The sequence below is a fragment of the Micromonospora sp. C97 genome (assembly GCF_018070385.1).
GTDB classification, from domain to species: Bacteria; Actinomycetota; Actinomycetes; order Mycobacteriales; family Micromonosporaceae; genus Micromonospora; species Micromonospora parva.
The window spans coordinates 315,458-330,648 of the sequence record NZ_JAGPXU010000002.1 but is presented as its reverse complement, the minus strand read 5'-3'; the positions used below and the strand labels follow the sequence as shown (position 1 = coordinate 330,648).

15 protein-coding genes and 1 pseudogene are annotated in these 15,191 nt (G+C 71.2%); 8 read left to right on the top strand and 8 right to left on the bottom strand.

Annotated features, from left to right (window positions below):
* Positions 1–26: 26 nt before the first annotated feature.
* Entirely contained in the window at positions 27–542 is a 516-nt protein-coding gene (locus KBX26_RS04705) for a YbjN domain-containing protein (protein WP_210864807.1), read from the top strand.
* A 314-nt stretch (positions 543–856) separates the two neighbouring features.
* On the opposite strand, the gene KBX26_RS33135 is transcribed toward KBX26_RS04705, so the two are convergent.
* A complete protein-coding gene (locus KBX26_RS33135; RefSeq protein ID WP_247680191.1) occupies positions 857–1,741 on the bottom strand; it encodes a hypothetical protein in 885 nt (294 codons plus the stop codon).
* On the opposite strand from KBX26_RS33135, the pseudogene KBX26_RS33130 reads away from it, so the two are divergent.
* Positions 1,680–2,048 (top strand): annotated as a pseudogene (locus KBX26_RS33130) (hypothetical protein); the annotation flags it as partial. The gene KBX26_RS33135 and the pseudogene KBX26_RS33130 sit on opposite strands and share 62 nt — an antisense overlap.
* Before the next feature lie 364 nt (positions 2,049–2,412).
* On the opposite strand, the gene KBX26_RS04695 reads toward KBX26_RS33130, so the two are convergent.
* Entirely contained in the window at positions 2,413–3,708 is a 1,296-nt protein-coding gene (locus KBX26_RS04695; protein WP_210864805.1) for an MFS transporter, read from the bottom strand.
* Positions 3,709–3,782: 74 nt separating this feature from the next.
* On the bottom strand, positions 3,783–5,057 hold the full coding sequence (locus KBX26_RS04690) for an MFS transporter (RefSeq protein ID WP_030329690.1): 1,275 nt from the start codon (positions 5,055–5,057) through the stop codon (positions 3,783–3,785).
* Between the two features lie 152 nt (positions 5,058–5,209).
* Here KBX26_RS04690 and KBX26_RS04685 point away from each other — a divergent pair, with 152 nt between their 5' ends.
* Complete coding sequence (locus tag KBX26_RS04685) at positions 5,210–5,977, top strand: phosphoglyceromutase (RefSeq protein ID WP_030329691.1); 768 nt, start codon at positions 5,210–5,212, stop codon at positions 5,975–5,977.
* A 63-nt stretch (positions 5,978–6,040) separates the two neighbouring features.
* Here the strand turns inward: KBX26_RS04685 and phoU are convergent, their stop codons facing one another.
* Positions 6,041–6,694 (bottom strand): phosphate signaling complex protein PhoU, encoded by a 654-nt coding sequence (phoU, locus tag KBX26_RS04680; RefSeq protein ID WP_030329692.1) that lies wholly within the window; start codon positions 6,692–6,694, stop codon positions 6,041–6,043.
* A 204-nt stretch (positions 6,695–6,898) separates the two neighbouring features.
* Between phoU and KBX26_RS04675 the strand changes: the two genes are divergently transcribed.
* Both KBX26_RS04675 and KBX26_RS04670 read left to right on the top strand, forming a co-directional pair.
* Complete coding sequence (locus KBX26_RS04675; RefSeq protein ID WP_030329694.1) at positions 6,899–8,182, top strand: cell wall metabolism sensor histidine kinase WalK; 1,284 nt, start codon at positions 6,899–6,901, stop codon at positions 8,180–8,182.
* Positions 8,183–8,206: 24 nt separating this feature from the next.
* On the top strand, positions 8,207–8,890 hold the full coding sequence (locus tag KBX26_RS04670) for a response regulator transcription factor (RefSeq protein ID WP_030329696.1): 684 nt from the start codon (positions 8,207–8,209) through the stop codon (positions 8,888–8,890).
* Between the two features lie 433 nt (positions 8,891–9,323).
* Here KBX26_RS04670 and KBX26_RS04665 read toward each other — a convergent pair whose 3' ends face one another.
* Positions 9,324–10,121 (bottom strand): hypothetical protein, encoded by a 798-nt coding sequence (locus KBX26_RS04665; RefSeq protein ID WP_210864928.1) that lies wholly within the window; start codon positions 10,119–10,121, stop codon positions 9,324–9,326.
* 80 nt (positions 10,122–10,201) lie between these two features.
* Between KBX26_RS04665 and KBX26_RS04660 the strand changes: the two genes are divergently transcribed.
* Together KBX26_RS04660 and KBX26_RS04655 are read left to right on the top strand one after the other, a co-directional pair.
* Positions 10,202–11,146, top strand: coding sequence for a Ppx/GppA phosphatase family protein (locus KBX26_RS04660; protein WP_030329700.1), 945 nt, complete (start codon positions 10,202–10,204; stop codon positions 11,144–11,146).
* Positions 11,147–11,221: 75 nt separating this feature from the next.
* Positions 11,222–12,028 (top strand): sugar phosphate isomerase/epimerase, encoded by an 807-nt coding sequence (locus KBX26_RS04655; protein WP_081883736.1) that lies wholly within the window; start codon positions 11,222–11,224, stop codon positions 12,026–12,028.
* A gap of 34 nt (positions 12,029–12,062) precedes the next feature.
* Here KBX26_RS04655 and KBX26_RS04650 read toward each other — a convergent pair whose 3' ends face one another.
* From KBX26_RS04650 to KBX26_RS04640, 3 genes are read right to left on the bottom strand one after another with little or no spacing between them, the layout of a single operon-like run.
* Complete coding sequence (locus KBX26_RS04650; protein WP_030329704.1) at positions 12,063–12,650, bottom strand: CGNR zinc finger domain-containing protein; 588 nt, start codon at positions 12,648–12,650, stop codon at positions 12,063–12,065.
* Between the two features lie 18 nt (positions 12,651–12,668).
* Positions 12,669–13,835, bottom strand: coding sequence for a glutathionylspermidine synthase family protein (locus KBX26_RS04645; protein ID WP_210864804.1), 1,167 nt, complete (start codon positions 13,833–13,835; stop codon positions 12,669–12,671).
* Between the two features lies 1 nt (position 13,836).
* Positions 13,837–14,109 carry a hypothetical protein gene (locus tag KBX26_RS04640; RefSeq protein ID WP_245233557.1) on the bottom strand — a complete coding sequence of 91 codons (273 nt, stop codon included), beginning with the start codon at positions 14,107–14,109 and terminating at the stop codon, positions 13,837–13,839.
* Positions 14,110–14,214: 105 nt separating this feature from the next.
* Between KBX26_RS04640 and KBX26_RS04635 the strand changes: the two genes are divergently transcribed.
* Positions 14,215–15,135 carry a proline dehydrogenase family protein gene (locus tag KBX26_RS04635; protein ID WP_030329709.1) on the top strand — a complete coding sequence of 307 codons (921 nt, stop codon included), beginning with the start codon at positions 14,215–14,217 and terminating at the stop codon, positions 15,133–15,135.
* Positions 15,136–15,191 lie beyond the last annotated feature (56 nt).

Here is a 15,191-nt window from a genome sequence, read left to right as displayed (position 1 = left end):
GCCGGGTCGGTCGTAGAGTGGGTCCGGTGAGCCCGAAGAGCGATCTTGCGACCCTGATCGAGTCGGTCTGTGCCGAGCGTGAGCTGGCCTGGGAGTCGACCGGCCCCAACTCGTACGCGGTGACGCTGCCGGGCACCCACAAGCTCAAGACGGTCTGCAACCTGATCGTCGGCGAGCACGCGCTGCGGATCGAGGCGTTCGTGATGCGTCAGCCGGACGAGCGCCGCGAGGAGTTGTGGGCCTGGCTGTTGCAGCGCAACGCCCGGATGTACGGCGTCTCCTTTTCCACCGACGCGGTCGGCGACGTGTACCTGACCGGTCGGGTCAACCCGGCCGGCGTGGACGCCGACGAGTTGGATCGGCTGCTCGGCGCTGTCCTCACGTACGCCGACGAGTCGTTCGACACGATGCTGGAGATCGGCTTCGGTAGTTCGATCCGGCGCGAGTACGAGTGGCGGGTCAAGCGGGGCGAGTCGACAGCCAACCTGGCCGCCTTCGCGCACCTCTTCGAGCCCTCCGGCGCCGGCCCCGACCCAACCTGACCTCGGGCGCCCGCGTGCCCGCGCCCGCGTGCCCGCGCATTCCGCGCCCCGCGCGCCCCACGCCCGGCGCGCCCCACGCCCCGCGCGCCCCGCGCCCCGCGCCGCGCCCGGCGGGCACCCCTGCAAGATCGTGCTGGAACCAGGAAGTAGTGGTGTCGTTGACGCCGCGATGCCACTCGATCCTGGATCGAGCACGATCATGGCGAACTGTCGGTGGTTCGGAGTGCTCCTGACGGGTATGCCGCACCGCGCGGTGCGGCAAGGGACCCCCGCGCGCCGATGACGGAGTGCCAAGGAGCGGAGCGTCCCATGGCTCAGCGGAACAGCTCAGGTCGCGGCGCGACTGCGACCAGGACAAAGCGACAGGCCGGCAACCAGACGCCGGGTACGCCAGGAGTCTCCGAGTCGGAGATCTCCCGGATGCGGGTGGACGACATCCGCGGGCAGCTGCGCAAACGCGGGGTCTCCGGGATCTCCGCACTGCGCAAGCCCGACCTGGTGAAACAGCTGGTGCGCTCGATGCGCGCCGGCGCGGGTCGGAGCAGCACCGGCCCGTCGGGCCGGGCCACCGGCACCCGGGCGTCTGCCGGTCGCGCCGCCACCACCAAGAAGTCGGCGGCCAGGCCGGCATCGAGCCGGGCGAAGGCCGCGCCGGCGAACAAGAGCGCGCCCGCGAAGCGGGCCGCCGCAACGAAGGCGACCGCCGCGCGGAAGTCGACGGCGGCCGCGAAGAGGGCACCGGCGAAGAAGGCGACCGCGAGGAAGACGACGACGGCGGCGACGTCGACCGCCGCGCGTAAGACCGCGACCGCGAGCAGGACGACCGCCGCCCGTAAGACCGCGGCGGCCCGCAAGACCGCGGCAGCGCGGAAGACCACGGCGGCCCGTAAGACAGCGACGGCGCGTACGGCGCCCGCGCGGAAGGCGCCGGCGAAAAAGGCACCGGCGCGGCCGGCGGCGAAGCGTGCGGCGCCGGCCAAGAGCGCGGCGGCGAAGCGTGCGGCGCCGGCCAAGAGCGCGACCAAGCGCACGGCAGCGGCCAAGAGCACGGCGGCCAAGCGCGCGGCGCCGGCCAGGAGCACGGCGGCCAAGCGCACGTTCACGCAGTCGACCGGTGGCGGCACGGCGGCCGGCGGGATTCGGACCGGACGGGGTACGGGTCGGTCGGTCCGCAGTTCGCAGGTGATCTCGTCGACCATGGACCGGCCGGAGCGGCCGGGGCGGAGTCTGATCACGGCGAACCACGAGGTGATCAAGCGCTGGGCCCGGGATCGCGGGGCGAAGCCGGCGACCATCGCCGGCACGGAGCGGGATGGTCGGGCGGGGGTGTTGACCTTCAACATTCCCGGATACCGGGAAAGCAGCCGGATCCGCGAGATCACCTGGGATGAGTGGTTCTACACCTTTGACCTGCGGCGGCTGAACCTGATTTATCAGGAACAGTTGCGAGACGGCCGGCAGAGCAACTTCTTCCGGACCGAGTCACCCGATCGGGAAGACGGTTGAGGTGTTTGCGGGAATGGCCGGCGGGTAACCGGCTGTTGCCAACGGACGAGGCCGGAGCAGCGGATACTCGCCAGTTGTGACCGGCGAGACAGCCGTTCTGGGTTGAATCCAGAATCCGGGCGAACTAGCTTTATTGCACCGCGCCACGTTTGGAAACGTTCGGGGGAGCGGCGGATCGATCAGATCCGCGCACCAGACGAGGCGCGAGGGGACGGGTGGAATAACCGTTGGGGGACGGTTCCCACCTGTTTGGACCGGCGGCGTGAGCGGGCGATGCTTACGGGGGTGAGTGTTGCCCGCCGCCGCCGGCCCCGCCGGCGGGCGCCCACCACGACCTCAGGGACGTGGTGGGCGCTTTGCGTCGTTATCCGGTCGGTACGCGGTCTGCGGCGGTCTTCGGTTCCGGATCGGTGACCCGGCGCAGGGCGGCCACGTGCCGTTCCCGGGGTGGTCCGGCGAGCAGGTGCCCGAGCGCTGCCAGAAGGCCCAGCCCACCCACGATCAGCCAGTGCCGGTCGCCGAGGTGCTGAAGGCTCACCCCGCCGAGGGTGGGCGCGACGAACGCCGCGGCCGGGAAGGTCAGGTAGAAGACCGACTGGTAGCGCGCCCGTAGCTGTGGTGGTGCCAGGTCGGCGTTGATCTGCGCGTTGGGCGGGGCGGCGAGCATCGAACCGACCGTCCATATCACCGCGGCGCCCAGGTAAATGGCCAGTTCGTCGGCGATGGCGAGCGCCCCGAAGCCGAGCGCGAGCAGCGCGGTGGAGGCGGCCAGCACGACGTCCTTGCGGTGCCGGTCGATCAGTCGGGGCACGAACAGCTGCCCGACCACGATCAGCGCGCCGCCGAGCGCCACCACCAGCCCGTACGCCGATGGCCCCAGGCCGTCCGCGCGCATCGCCAGCGGCATGATCGTCGACGTCTGCATGGTGAGTACGGCCAGCACGAAGGTGAGCCCGACGAAGACCAGGAAGGTGCGGTCGGTGAGCGCGGTGTGCAGTCCCGGTCGACGGACCCGGACGGACCTCGGTGCCGCGCGGGTGGCGGGCGGAAGGCCGGCCACCGGCTGGGCCAGTCGCAGGGTTTCCGGCACCTTCCAGGCGATCACGGCGGCGGCGGTGAGGGTGGCACCCGCGTCGACCAGGAACAGCGCCGTGAAGCTCGCCTCGGCCAGGATGCCGGCGAGCAGCGAGGCGACCGCCATGCCCAGGTTGAACGCCCAGAACTGGAGGTTGAACGCGCGCGAGCGGCGCTCGGCGGGCACCACGTCGACGATCGCGGCGACGAACGCGGGGCTGGGCATCGAGTGGACCACGCCGATCAGCGCGGAGAGCACAGCGATCAGCAGCAGTGGCCGGGTGAAGGCGAGCGCCACCATCAGACCGACAGTGGCCAGGTGCGCGGCGAGCAGGGTTGCCCGGCGTCCCCAGCGGTCGGCGAGCACCCCGCCGAACAGGACGCCGGCCGCCCCACCGGCCCCGTACGCGCCGACCACGGTGCCGGCCAGACCTTCGCTCGCGCCGCGTACGTCGGTGAGGTAGAGCGAGAGGAACAGCATGGCGAACGCGCCGGCCCGGTTGATCAGCAGGCCGGCCCAGAGGTACCAGAAGGTGGCGGGGAGCCCGCCTGCGGTGTCGTCCCACCAGCGCCGCAGGGCGTGCACCAGACCTCCCGACAGTTCAGACTGTTAACTGTTTCCACTGCACAGTAGGAAGTCCGGCCCCGACGCGCCAGCCGTTAAGCCTCGGCGGGCTGCGGCGCCCGGGTCGCGGTGGCTGGCGCCAGTGCCTCGCCGGAACGGCGCAGCGCGGTTGCCCGCCGCTCCCGGGCCGGGCCCGACACCAGGTGGGCGACAGCGGTCAGGAGGCCGAGCGCGGCGCAGCCGTACCAGAGCGTGTCGTTGCCGGCATGCTCGCGGACCAGGCCACCGAGGATCGGCGCGCTGGCCCCGGCGATCTGCCACGAGAGGGAGAACACGCCCTGGTAGCGCCCGCGTAGCTCGGCCGGGGAGAGTTCGGCGATCAGCGTGGAGTTGGAGGGCGAGTTCAGCATCTCGCCGACCGTCCAGATCAGCACTGTCAGCCCGTAGAACCAGGGGGTGCCGGCGAAGGCGGTCAGCCCGAACCCCACACCCATCACCACCGAGGCCAGCGCGAGCACGTGCGAGCGGCTCCGACCCCGGATCAGTCGGGGTACGAAGAGTTGGCCGACCACGATGAGGATGCCGTTGAGCGCGATCACCGAGCCGTAGGTGGCCGGGCTCAGACCGTCGTCGCCCATCGCGATCGGCAGCATCGAGATGTGCTGGAGGAACACCAGCGCGGCGAACAGGTTGAGCGCCACGAAGCCGAGGTAGACCCGGTCGGTGAGAATCGTGCGCAGGGCACCGCGCGGGGCGGCCCTCGTGGCGGTGGCGGGGCCGACCTGGCGGGTCTCCGGCACCTTGCTGAAGATGATCAGCGCGGTGATCAGCATGGTGGCCGCGTCGACCACGAACAGCAACAGGTAGTTGGCCTGCGCGGCGAGACCGGCGAGGACGGCGGCGCAGGCGAAGCCCAGGTTGATCGCCCAGTAGTTGAGCGAGAAGGCGCGCAGTCGGTCCTTCGCCGGCACCACGTCGATCATCATCGCCCCGAACGCGGGCCGGGCCGCCTCGGCGAACATGCCGAGCAGCAGCGCGCCCAGCGCCACCGCCCAGAGGTCCCGGGCCAGTCCGAGCGCGAGCATCATGGCCGCCGCGCCCACGTGCGCGGTGAGCAGCGTCGGTCGGCGGCCCCACCGGTCCGCGAGGGTGCCGCCGGCGGTGGTGCCGAACGCCCCACCGACGCCCCAGAGGCCGATCACCAGCCCGGCCTGGGAGGCCGAGAAGCCACGTTCCTGGGTCAGGTAGATCGCGAGGAAGACGAGGACGAACGAGCCGAGCCGGTTGATCAGGGTGCCCGACCACAGGTACCAGAAGGTGGTCGGTAGGCCGCCGGTGGTGTCCCGGAACCAACTCCGCATCGTCCGCATATGGCGCCCCGCTTGCAAGTAATGACCGATGTGACTGTTGCGCCTTACAACCCTAGTGGCGGGCGGATCTGCTGGTCACCCGCTTTTTCACGTGGTGGTCGTCACGACGGCTGCCCGCGTGTCCCCGCAGCGGTTGAGGCAGGATGATCCGCATGACTGCGAGCGAAGGGCCCACCATCGGGACGCTGGTCCTGCTGCGACACGGTGAGAGCGACTGGAATGCCAAGAACCTCTTCACCGGTTGGGTGGACGTCGACCTGACCGAGAAGGGCGAGGGTGAGGCGCGGCGCGGCGGCGAGCTGCTGCGCGAGCACAGCCTCCTGCCCGACGTCGTGCACACCAGCGTGATGCGTCGTGCGATCCGCACCGCCGAGCTGGCGCTCAACGCCGCCGACCGGCACTGGATCGCGGTGCGCCGGTCGTGGCGGCTCAATGAGCGGCACTACGGCGCCCTGCAGGGCAAGAACAAGAAGCAGACCCTCGACGAGTACGGCGAGGAGCAGTTCATGCTCTGGCGCCGGTCGTACGACACGCCGCCGCCGCCGATCGACGACAACGACGAGTGGTCGCAGGTGGGTGACCCTCGCTACGCGCTGCTGCCGACCGAGCTGATGCCGCGCACCGAGTGCCTCAAGGACGTCGTCGAGCGGATGCTGCCGTACTGGTACGACTCGATCGTGCCGGACATCCTGGCCGGCCGGACGGTGCTGGTGGCAGCGCACGGCAACTCGCTGCGTGCCCTCGTCAAGCACCTCGACCAGATCTCTGACGAGGCGATCGCGAAGCTGAACATCCCGACGGGCATCCCGCTGCGCTACGACCTCGACCCGCAGCTGCGCCCGCTGACCCTGGGCGGCACCTACCTCGACCCGACCGCCGCCAAGGCGGCGGCCGCGGCGGTGGCCAACCAGGGGCGCTGAGCTACCAGAAGGGGCCCCTCGTTCACCGCGCAGAGCGATGGCGAGGGGCCCCTTTCCGGTGCGTCAGTTGCCGCTGGGCGTGCTCTCCCCGGTGATCAGGTAGATCACGTGCTCGCCGGCGTTGACAGCGTGGTCGGCGAAGCGCTCGTAGAAGCGGCCCAGCAGGGTGGCGTCGATGGCCGTCTCCACCCCGTACGGCCAGTCGTCACCGAGCAGCACCGCGAACAGGTTCTTGTGCAGCTCGTCCATGGCGTCGTCGTCGCGGTCCAACTCACCGGCGAGGTCGGCGTCGGGCTTCGCCAGCACCGAACCGATCTTCACGGCCATCCGGTCGGCGATCTCGGACATCTCGGTGAAGACCGTCCGCAGCTCGGCCGGGACGGCCGGGGAGGGGTGCCGGCGCAGCGCGGTCTTCGCCACGTGCTCGGCCAGGTCGCCCATCCGCTCCAGATCGGCGGCCACGTGCAGCGCGGTGATCATCGCCCGGAGGTCGGAGGCGACCGGTGCCTGTCGGGCGAGCAGGTCGCAGACCCGCTCCTCGACGTGCCGGTAGAGGTCGTCGATCTCGGCGTCCCGCTCGATGACCGTCTCGGCGGCCTGCCGGTCGGCGGTGAGCAGGGCCCGGGTGGCCTGGCGCATGGCGGCGCGGACGCCCTCCGCCATGTCCACCAGCAGTTGGCTGACGATCTGGAGGTCGGCCCGGAACTCGTCGCGCATCATCACGTCCTGTGGTCGGTCGCCGCCGACGGGTGCCGGCGCAGGGGTTTGAGCAGGTGTGACGCCAACGGTAGGGCGCGCGGACGGACCCCGGATGAACCACGGTGAACGACGCCAGACGTGGGGGTGAACAGTTGTGTAAGTGAGGGTGTTTCGTCCCGTTCTGTGTGGTAGCCAGGTTAACAATGACCCTACGATCGCCGGGTGGAGTGGGCAGTGGCGGTCGTGGTGGTCGTGGCGTTGGTGGCCGGGATGGTCGCCGGTCTGCTGCTGCCCCGGTTCCTGCCGAGGCGGGACGACCGCTCCGCGTCGACGGGGAGCGTCAGCTTCCGCTGGAACAGGGGGAGGCCCGCGATAGCCGACGAGCAGCAGGCCGGGCTCGGCCGCCGGACGATCGACTCGCTCCGGGCCGGTGTCGTGGTACTGGACAACGACGACGTCCCCGTGTTGATCAACCCGGCCGCCCGCGCGATGGGGTTGCTGCGGACCGGCAGCACCCCCGGCTCGATCGCCGCGCACCCACTGATCCGTACCCTCGCCGGCCAGGTGCGACGCACCGGCGTACGGCGCGAGATCGAGCTGGACCTGCCCCGGGGTCGCGACAGCGCGGGGGAGAACCCGCTCGGCGTGCACCTGCGGGCGATGGGCCTCGGCAACGGCTTCATCGCGGTCGAGGCGGTCGACGTGACCGAGTCGCACCGGCTGACCCGGGTGCGACGCGACTTCGTGGCCAACGTGAGCCACGAGCTGAAGACCCCGATCGGGGCCCTGCAACTGCTCGCCGAGGCGTTGCTGGACGCCACCGAGCCGGCCGACGCCGCGGCCTCCGACCTTCCCGAGGACCTGGTGGCCGCCCGCCGGTTCGCCGAGCGGATCCAGCACGAGTCGACCCGCCTCGGCCGGCTGGTGCAGGAGTTGCTGGAACTGACCCGGTTGCAGGGCGCTGAGCCGCAGCCGCCACCGGAGCCGGTCGCGCTGGACTGGGTGATCGCCGAGGTGGTCGACCGGACCCGCACCACAGCCTCCGCCCGAGGGGTCACGGTGGCCGTGGACGGTGAGCGTGGTCTCACCGCGTACGGCAGCGACTCCCAACTCGCCACGGCGGTGGCGAACCTGGTGGAGAACGCCATCAACTACTCGGGTGAGGACACCACGGTCCGAGTCACCCTGCGCGGCGACGACGAGCACGTCGAGGTCGCCGTCGCCGACCAGGGCATCGGTATCGCCCCCACCGACGTCGACCGGATCTTCGAACGGTTCTACCGGGCCGACCAGGCCCGCTCGCGTGCCACCGGCGGCACCGGGCTCGGCCTGGCGATCGTGAAACACATTGCGAGCAACCATGGCGGACGGGTCGAGGTGTCGAGCACTCTTGGTGGTGGATCGACGTTCACCCTCCGGCTGCCCGCCAGTCCACCGGATGACCTCCTGGCGACACTGCCGCCGGTTGGGATCGAGTCCGGTCCGACTGGGCTACGGCAGGTCTGACAGCAAATGGAAAGGAAATCCCCGTTGAGCCGCGTTCTCGTGGTCGAGGACGAGGAGTCGTTCTCCGACGCCTTGTCGTACATGCTCCGTAAGGAGGGCTTTGAGGTTTCGGTCGCCGCGACCGGCACCGACGCTCTCACCGAGTTCGACCGGACCGGCGCCGACATCGTGCTGCTCGACCTGATGTTGCCCGAGATGTCGGGCACCGAGGTCTGCCGGCAGTTGCGGCAACGCTCTGCCGTGCCGATCATCATGGTCACCGCCCGGGACAGCGAGATCGACAAGGTGGTCGGGCTGGAGATCGGTGCCGACGACTACGTGACGAAGCCGTACTCGCCTCGGGAACTGGTCGCCCGGATCCGGGCGGTGCTGCGCCGGCAGAGCCCGGAGGTGGCGGAGGCGGGTGCGCCGACGCTGGCCGCCGGCCCGGTGCGGATGGACATCGAACGGCACGTGGTGACCGTCGACGGCGGTGCGGTGCAGCTGCCGCTGAAGGAGTTCGAACTGCTGGAGCTGCTGCTGCGCAACGCCGGCCGGGTGCTCACCCGAGGCCAGCTCATCGACCGGGTCTGGGGTGCCGACTACGTCGGTGACACCAAGACGCTCGACGTGCACGTCAAGCGGCTGCGCTCGAAGATCGAGCCGGAGCCGTCCGCGCCGCGATTCATCGTGACCGTCCGGGGCCTGGGCTACAAGTTCGAGCCGTGATCGGCGTACCCGAAGGGGGCCCGCGCTCGACGCGGGCCCCCTTCGGCCTGTTTGCGCCTGCTCAGCGAGCCAGTTTCGGGGGCCCAGCCACCTGTGCCCGGGGATGCGAGTCCGGTGGTGGGATCCTTTGGAGCTGATGTCACAAACGAGTCATCCGCCGACGCCGGCCGGGCCGACGCCGGCCGGGCCGACGCCGGCCGGGCCGAGGCCGTCCTGGCCGATGTCGTAAACGAGTCAGCTCCAAAGGCTTCGCATCCCATATCACTGGCTCCCCCGCTACGGGCGCTGTGGCATCGCTCTTCAGGCGGGCGGGCGAGCAGTGTGGCGAGGCGTCCGATGATCTCGTTCGCGACGCCGCCGAAGCCCGTGGCGTCGCTGTGCCGGGCCGTCGTCAGGCGGAGGCGTCGCAGCCAGGTGAACCGTACCGAGACCGCTAGATCTCGTCGGCGGGGTGCGGGGCGATCATGCCCTGCCTCGTCCTGGTCGCGCACAGCTCGGCCAGCCGCTCGTACGCGGCAGCGCCGATCAGAGCGGTCAGCTCCGGCCCGTACGACAGGTACATGGGCTCGGCGCCGACGTGCGCGTCCGTCGAGGACGTGCACCACCAGTCCAGGTCGTGCCCGCCGGCTCCCCAGCCCCGCCGGTCGAACTCGGACAGCGTGGAGACCAGCACCTTGCTGTTGTCCGGTCGCTTCACCCAGTCCTGGTCACGGCGGATCGGCAGCTGCCAACAGACGTCCGGCTTGTACTCCAAGGGGTGCACCCCGTCGCGCAGCGCCTGCGCGTGCAGCGCGCAACCGCCCCCGCCGGCGAAGTCGGCGTCGTTGAGGAAGACGCACGGACCGTCGGCGCCCTGGGTGGCGGTGCGGCGGGCCGGGTTCTTGCCGTCGATGGTGTCCTCGTCGGTCCAGTTCTTGAACCCGCGCCGGAAGTGCTGCCAGGTCGACGGGGTGAGCCGCCGGACGGCGTTGCGGACCCGCTTCTCGTCGTCCGAGTCGGTGAAGAACGCGCCGTGTGAGCAGCAACCGTCCGCGGCTCGGCCGGCGATGATGCCGTGGCAGCCCTTGCCGAAGATGCAGGTCCAGCGGGAGAGCAACCAGGTCAGGTCGGCCCGGATCAGGTGCGCCTCGTCGGCGGGGTCGGTGAACTCGATCCACTCCCGAGGGAAGTCCAGGGGCACCTCACGGCTACGCGGGTCACCCGGGTCGTCCACCAGCACACGGAGCTCCATCGTCACTCGGCCCAGCGTACGCGCGGTGCCGTCCGCAGGTCGGTGAGCCGCGCAAACGTGTTGCACCTAGGGTCTTCACCATGCGACTGGGTGTCCTTGACGTCGGATCCAACACTGTGCACCTCCTGGTGGTGGACGCGCACCACGGGGCGCACCCGTGGCCGGCGCACTCCGAGAAGGTGGTGCTCCGGCTGGCCGAGCAGATCGGCCCCGACGGCGCACTGACCGAGGCGGGTGCGGACGGCCTGGTCAAGGCGGTGGGCATGGCGAAGGCGGCGGCCACCGGGCTGGCGACCGACGACCTGATCGCGTTCGCCACGTCAGCGGTGCGCGACGCCACCAACGCGGCCGACGTGCTGGCCCGGGTCCGCGACGAGACCGGCGTACGCCTGGCGGTGCTCTCCGGCGCGGACGAGGCGCGGATGACCTTCCTGGCCGTACGGCGGTGGTTCGGTTGGTCCGCGGGCCGGCTGCTGGTGCTGGACATCGGTGGTGGCTCGTTGGAGATCGCCGCCGGCATCGACGAGGACCCGGACGTCGCGGTCTCTCTTCCGCTCGGTGCGGGCCGGCTGACCCGCGAGCGGCTGCGGGTCGATCCGGCCAGTGCGGCCCCGCCGTCGGCGGAGGCCGTCGACAAGCTCCGGGAGTACGTGGACGGCCGGCTCGACAAGGTCGTCGACCAGATGACGGAGGTGGGCTGGGGTCGGGCGGTGGCCACCTCGAAGACGTTCCGGACCCTGGCCCGGCTGGCCGGGGCGGCCCCGTCCGGTGCCGGGCTGTGGGCGCGGCGCAGTCTGACCCGGGCCGGCCTTCGACAGGTCATCGGCTTCATCCGGCACATCCCACCGGCGCAGTTGATGGAGCTGGAGGGGGTCAGCGCGGGTCGGGCCCACCAGTTGCTGGCCGGTGCCGTGGTCGCCGAGGCGGTGATGCGCCGTCTGGATCTGGATTCGCTGGACATCTGCCCGTGGGCGCTGCGGGAGGGTGTCATCCTCCGTCGACTCGATCAACTTGAGCCGATCTGACCCCACGACCGTTTTGGGGCTGTTTGCCGGCGCTCGTCACGATGCCCCCGGCGTCGCCGGGCTACGCTGGCTGATGTGACTTCCCGCGTTCCCGTGCTCCTGTCCAGCTCGTCGGTCTTTCCCGAGCCGACCGCGGCGGCGTTCCAACTGGCCGCGGCGCTCGGCTACGACGGCGTCGAGGTGATGGTCTGGACCGACGTGGTCAGCCAGGACGCGGGCGCGCTGCGCGGCCTCTCCACGCACTACGACGTCCCGGTGCTCTCGGTGCACGCGCCCTGCCTGCTGGTCACCCAGCGGGTGTGGAGCCCGGACCCGTGGGAGCGCCTGCGCAAGGCCGCCGAGCTGGCCGAGACGCTTGGCGCGCCGACCGTCGTGGTGCACCCACCGTTCAGCTGGCAGCGGGACTACGCGCGCAACTTCGCCGAGGGCCTGGCGACCGTCGCGGACCGGTTCACCGGGCTGCGCTTCGCGGTGGAGAACATGTACCCGGTGCGGATGGCGGGTCGACAGTTCGTCCCGTACGTGCCCGGCTGGGATCCGACCGACGCCGGCTACCCGTCGTACACGCTGGATCTGTCGCACTGCGCGGCCTCGCACAGCGACCCCCTGGAGATGGCCGACCGGATGGGTGCCGGGCTGGCGCACGTGCACCTCGGTGACGGCACCGGCGAGGGTCGCGACGAGCATCTGGTGCCCGGGCGCGGCACCCAGCCGTGCGGGGAGCTGCTCTCCTCGCTGGCCGGCCGGGGTTTCACCGGGTCGGTGGCGGTGGAGGTCGCCACCCGGGGCGCGAAGAGCCGCGCGGTGCGCGAGGCGGACCTGCGCGCCGCGCTGGAGTTCGCCCGCCAGCACCTGACCGCCCAGTCACCTGTCGACGTCTGACCCGTCCGCCCCCCACGAGAGGGCGGTGGCGGTGTCAGCTGACCGGTGAGAGGGAGTCGACGCCGGCGGTCGGCTGGGCTGCGACAGTCACCTGCTCGCCGACCGCGGCCCGCTTGCGGGCCCGGTGCGCCGCCACGTGCGAGCGGGTGGCGCACCGCTCCGAGCAGAACCGCCGGCAGCAGTTGGACGACGTGTCCAGGTAGACGTTGCCGCACCGCTCGTCGGCGCAGACCCCGAACCGGGCGCTGCCGTACTCGCAGAGCCAGACCGACAGCCCCCAGACCGCGCCGGCCAGGTATTCGGCGCTGACCGAGGCGCCCCGGCTGGTCACGTGCATGTGCCAGTCGCTGGAGTCGTGCCCGGAGATGCGCGGCTGCACCGGGAACGCCTCCAGCAGCGCGTTCAGCTCGGTGACCGCCTGGGCGTCCCGCCCCGAGGTGCCGTACTCGAAGACGTCGCGCAACCGCTTCTGGGCCCGGCGGAAGATCGCGACGTCCCGGTCCGCGACCTCGTCGCGCATCCAGGCGTTCTCGTCGGGGAAGAGGGCCCGCAGGTCGTCGAGGTCGTCCAGGCGGGCGTTGACCAGGTCAACGCCGGTCCGGGCGTACGCGTCGAAGTTCACGCCCCAACGGTAGACGACTCAGCGGGTGCGTGGCGCGTCGATGTAGTGCGGCAGGAACCGCGCGTAGCCGTCGGTGATCAGACTGGCGCTCTCCCGCACCCCCACTCCGGCCGACTCGCCGTCGACGATCCAGCTGCCCAGCACCATCCGGTTGCCGGCGAACTGGGGCAACGCCCGGAACTCCTGGTAGCACCAGCCCTCGTCGCCGTAGATGCCCGGGTTGGTGATCTCCTCGCCGGCGGTGACGATGCGCACCGAACCGCCCTCGCGGCCGAGCAGTGGCTTGGCGACGTACTCCGGCATGCCGCGCGGCGAGTCGAGATACGCCGGGAGCAGGTACTCGTGGCCGGGGTACAGCTCCCAGAGGACCGCGAGCAGCGCCTTGTTGGAGAGCAGCAGTTTCCATGCCGGCTCGATCCAGGTGGTCGGGGTGCCCGGGGCCAGGGCCGCCGGCCCGTACGGCTCGGCCAGCATCCACTCCCACGGGTAGAGCTTGAAGCAGGTGGTCACCGGGCGGTCGTCGGCGTCGACGAAACGTCGGCCGTCCCAGCCGATCTCCTGGATGGGCTGCAACTCGACGTTCAGGCCGGCCTGCCGGGCGGTCTCGGCGAGGTAGCCGGCGGTCATGTGGTCCTCTCCGGACTCCTCCTCGTTCGACCAGAGCACGTGCACCAGCGGGTCGTGCAGCCCCGCCCCGATCTTGGCCCAGGCGCCGACCAGCCGTTCGTGCAGGCTGTTCCACTGGTCCAGATCCGGCTGGGTGTCCTCCAGCCAGTACCACTGGATGATGCTCGCCTCGACCAGCGCGGTGGGGGTGTCGGCGTTGTACTCCAACATCTTCGGGGGCCAGGTGCCGTCGTACGCGAGGTCGAAGCGCCCGTAGAGGGTCGGTGGCGCCTCCCGCAGCGACCGGGCCACCGCCTCGGCCGCCCACTGCGGGATGCCGAACTCGGCGTACCGGCGCCGCGCCACCACGTGCTCGGCGGCGGCCACCGACATCCGGTGCAGTTCCTCGGTGGCCTCCTCCAGCCGCAGCACCTCGTCCAGGTCGAAGGCGTACGCGGCGGTCTCGTCCCAGTACGACATGATCCCGCCGTCGGGCAGTTCGGTGTCGACGTAGACCAGCCCCTGGGAGCGGATGGTGGCGTCCCAGTCGGTGCGCGGGGTGACCGTCTCGCGGCGCACGTCAGCCGCCGCAGGCGGCGAGGTGGGTGCCGAACCCGCCGCGCTCGGGCAGGGCCGTCGTGGCCGGTTCCGGGGCGGTGCGGCCGGCGGCCGGGTCGCTGACCCGCATCGCCAGCGCGACGGTTTCGCCGCCGCCGACCGGCCCGAGGGCGCAGTCGTCGTCATCGTCGTCGTCCGAGGTCATGTTGCAGCCGGAGAGGGCGAGCGCGAGAGCGGTGAGCGCGCCGAGTTGCACGGAGGCCGATCGGAGCCGGCGGCGGGGGCGTTGGTCCACGGCATCGTTGTAGCCGATCGACGCCACCGCCGCCGCCCCGCCCCGGGTCGAAGTGCCCCCGCCGCCCCTCGGCGGGGGCCCTGGCAGGGGCGTTACGCTCGGCTCATGCTCCGTTCCGTCATCCTCGCCGCCTCCCGGTCATCCCAGGTCGAGCGGCTCGTCGCGACCGCCCCGTACACCCGGGACGTCGTCCGCCGGTTCGTCGCCGGCGCCGCCACCGACGACGCGTTGCGCGCGACCCGCGGGCTCGTCGACGACGGCCTCGCGGTCACCCTCGACCACCTCGGTGAGGACACCGTCACCCCCGAGCAGGCCACCGCCACCCGCGACGAGTACCTGAAGTTGCTGAAGATGCTCGCCGGTGCGGGGCTCACCCCGGCCGCCGAGGTCAGCGTGAAGCTCTCCGCCCTCGGCCAGATGTTCGACGAGCAGTTGGCGTACGACAACGCGCGGGCGATCTGCGCGGCTGCCGACGCGGCGGGCACCACCGTCACCCTGGACATGGAGGACCACACCACCACCGACTCGACGTTGGAGGTGCTGAGCCGGCTGCGCAAGGATTTCCCGTCGACCGGCGCGGTGCTCCAGGCGTACCTGCGCCGGACCGAGTCGGACTGCCGGGAGCTCTCCTCGGCCGGGTCGCGGGTGCGGCTGTGCAAGGGCGCCTACAAGGAGCCGGAGTCGGTGGCGTACCAGTCGGCCCGCGAGGTGGACAAGTCGTACGTGCGCTGCATGAACATCCTGATGTCCGGCGACGGGTACCCGATGCTGGCCACCCACGACCCGCGGATGATCGCCATCGGTGAGGACCGGGCCCGGTGGTTCGACAGGGGGCCGGAGCGCTTCGAGTTCCAGATGCTCTACGGCATCCGCCCCGAGGAGCAGGCCCGGCTGGCCGGCGAGGGCTACACGGTGCGCACCTACGTCCCGTACGGCGACGAGTGGTACGGCTACCTGATGCGTCGGCTCGCCGAGCGCCCCGCCAACCTGGTCTTCTTCGGCCGCGCCCTGATCTCCAAGAAGTAACTTCTCCGATTCGGCCGACGGGCCGGCGGCGACCGCTCGGGTCACCGCCGGCCCGT

Coding starts and splice junctions, on each gene's coding strand:
- KBX26_RS33135 (WP_247680191.1), bottom strand. CDS start 1,741: ATGGTCGACGAGATCACCTGCGAACTGCGGACCGACCGACCCGTACCC.
- KBX26_RS04690 (WP_030329690.1), bottom strand. CDS start 5,057: ATGCGGACGATGCGGAGTTGGTTCCGGGACACCACCGGCGGCCTACCG.
- KBX26_RS04685 (WP_030329691.1), top strand. CDS start 5,210: ATGACTGCGAGCGAAGGGCCCACCATCGGGACGCTGGTCCTGCTGCGA.
- phoU (WP_030329692.1), bottom strand. CDS start 6,694: ATGCGCGACGAGTTCCGGGCCGACCTCCAGATCGTCAGCCAACTGCTG.
- KBX26_RS04665 (WP_210864928.1), bottom strand. CDS start 10,121: ATGGAGCTCCGTGTGCTGGTGGACGACCCGGGTGACCCGCGTAGCCGT.
- KBX26_RS04660 (WP_030329700.1), top strand. CDS start 10,202: ATGCGACTGGGTGTCCTTGACGTCGGATCCAACACTGTGCACCTCCTG.
- KBX26_RS04635 (WP_030329709.1), top strand. CDS start 14,215: ATGCTCCGTTCCGTCATCCTCGCCGCCTCCCGGTCATCCCAGGTCGAG.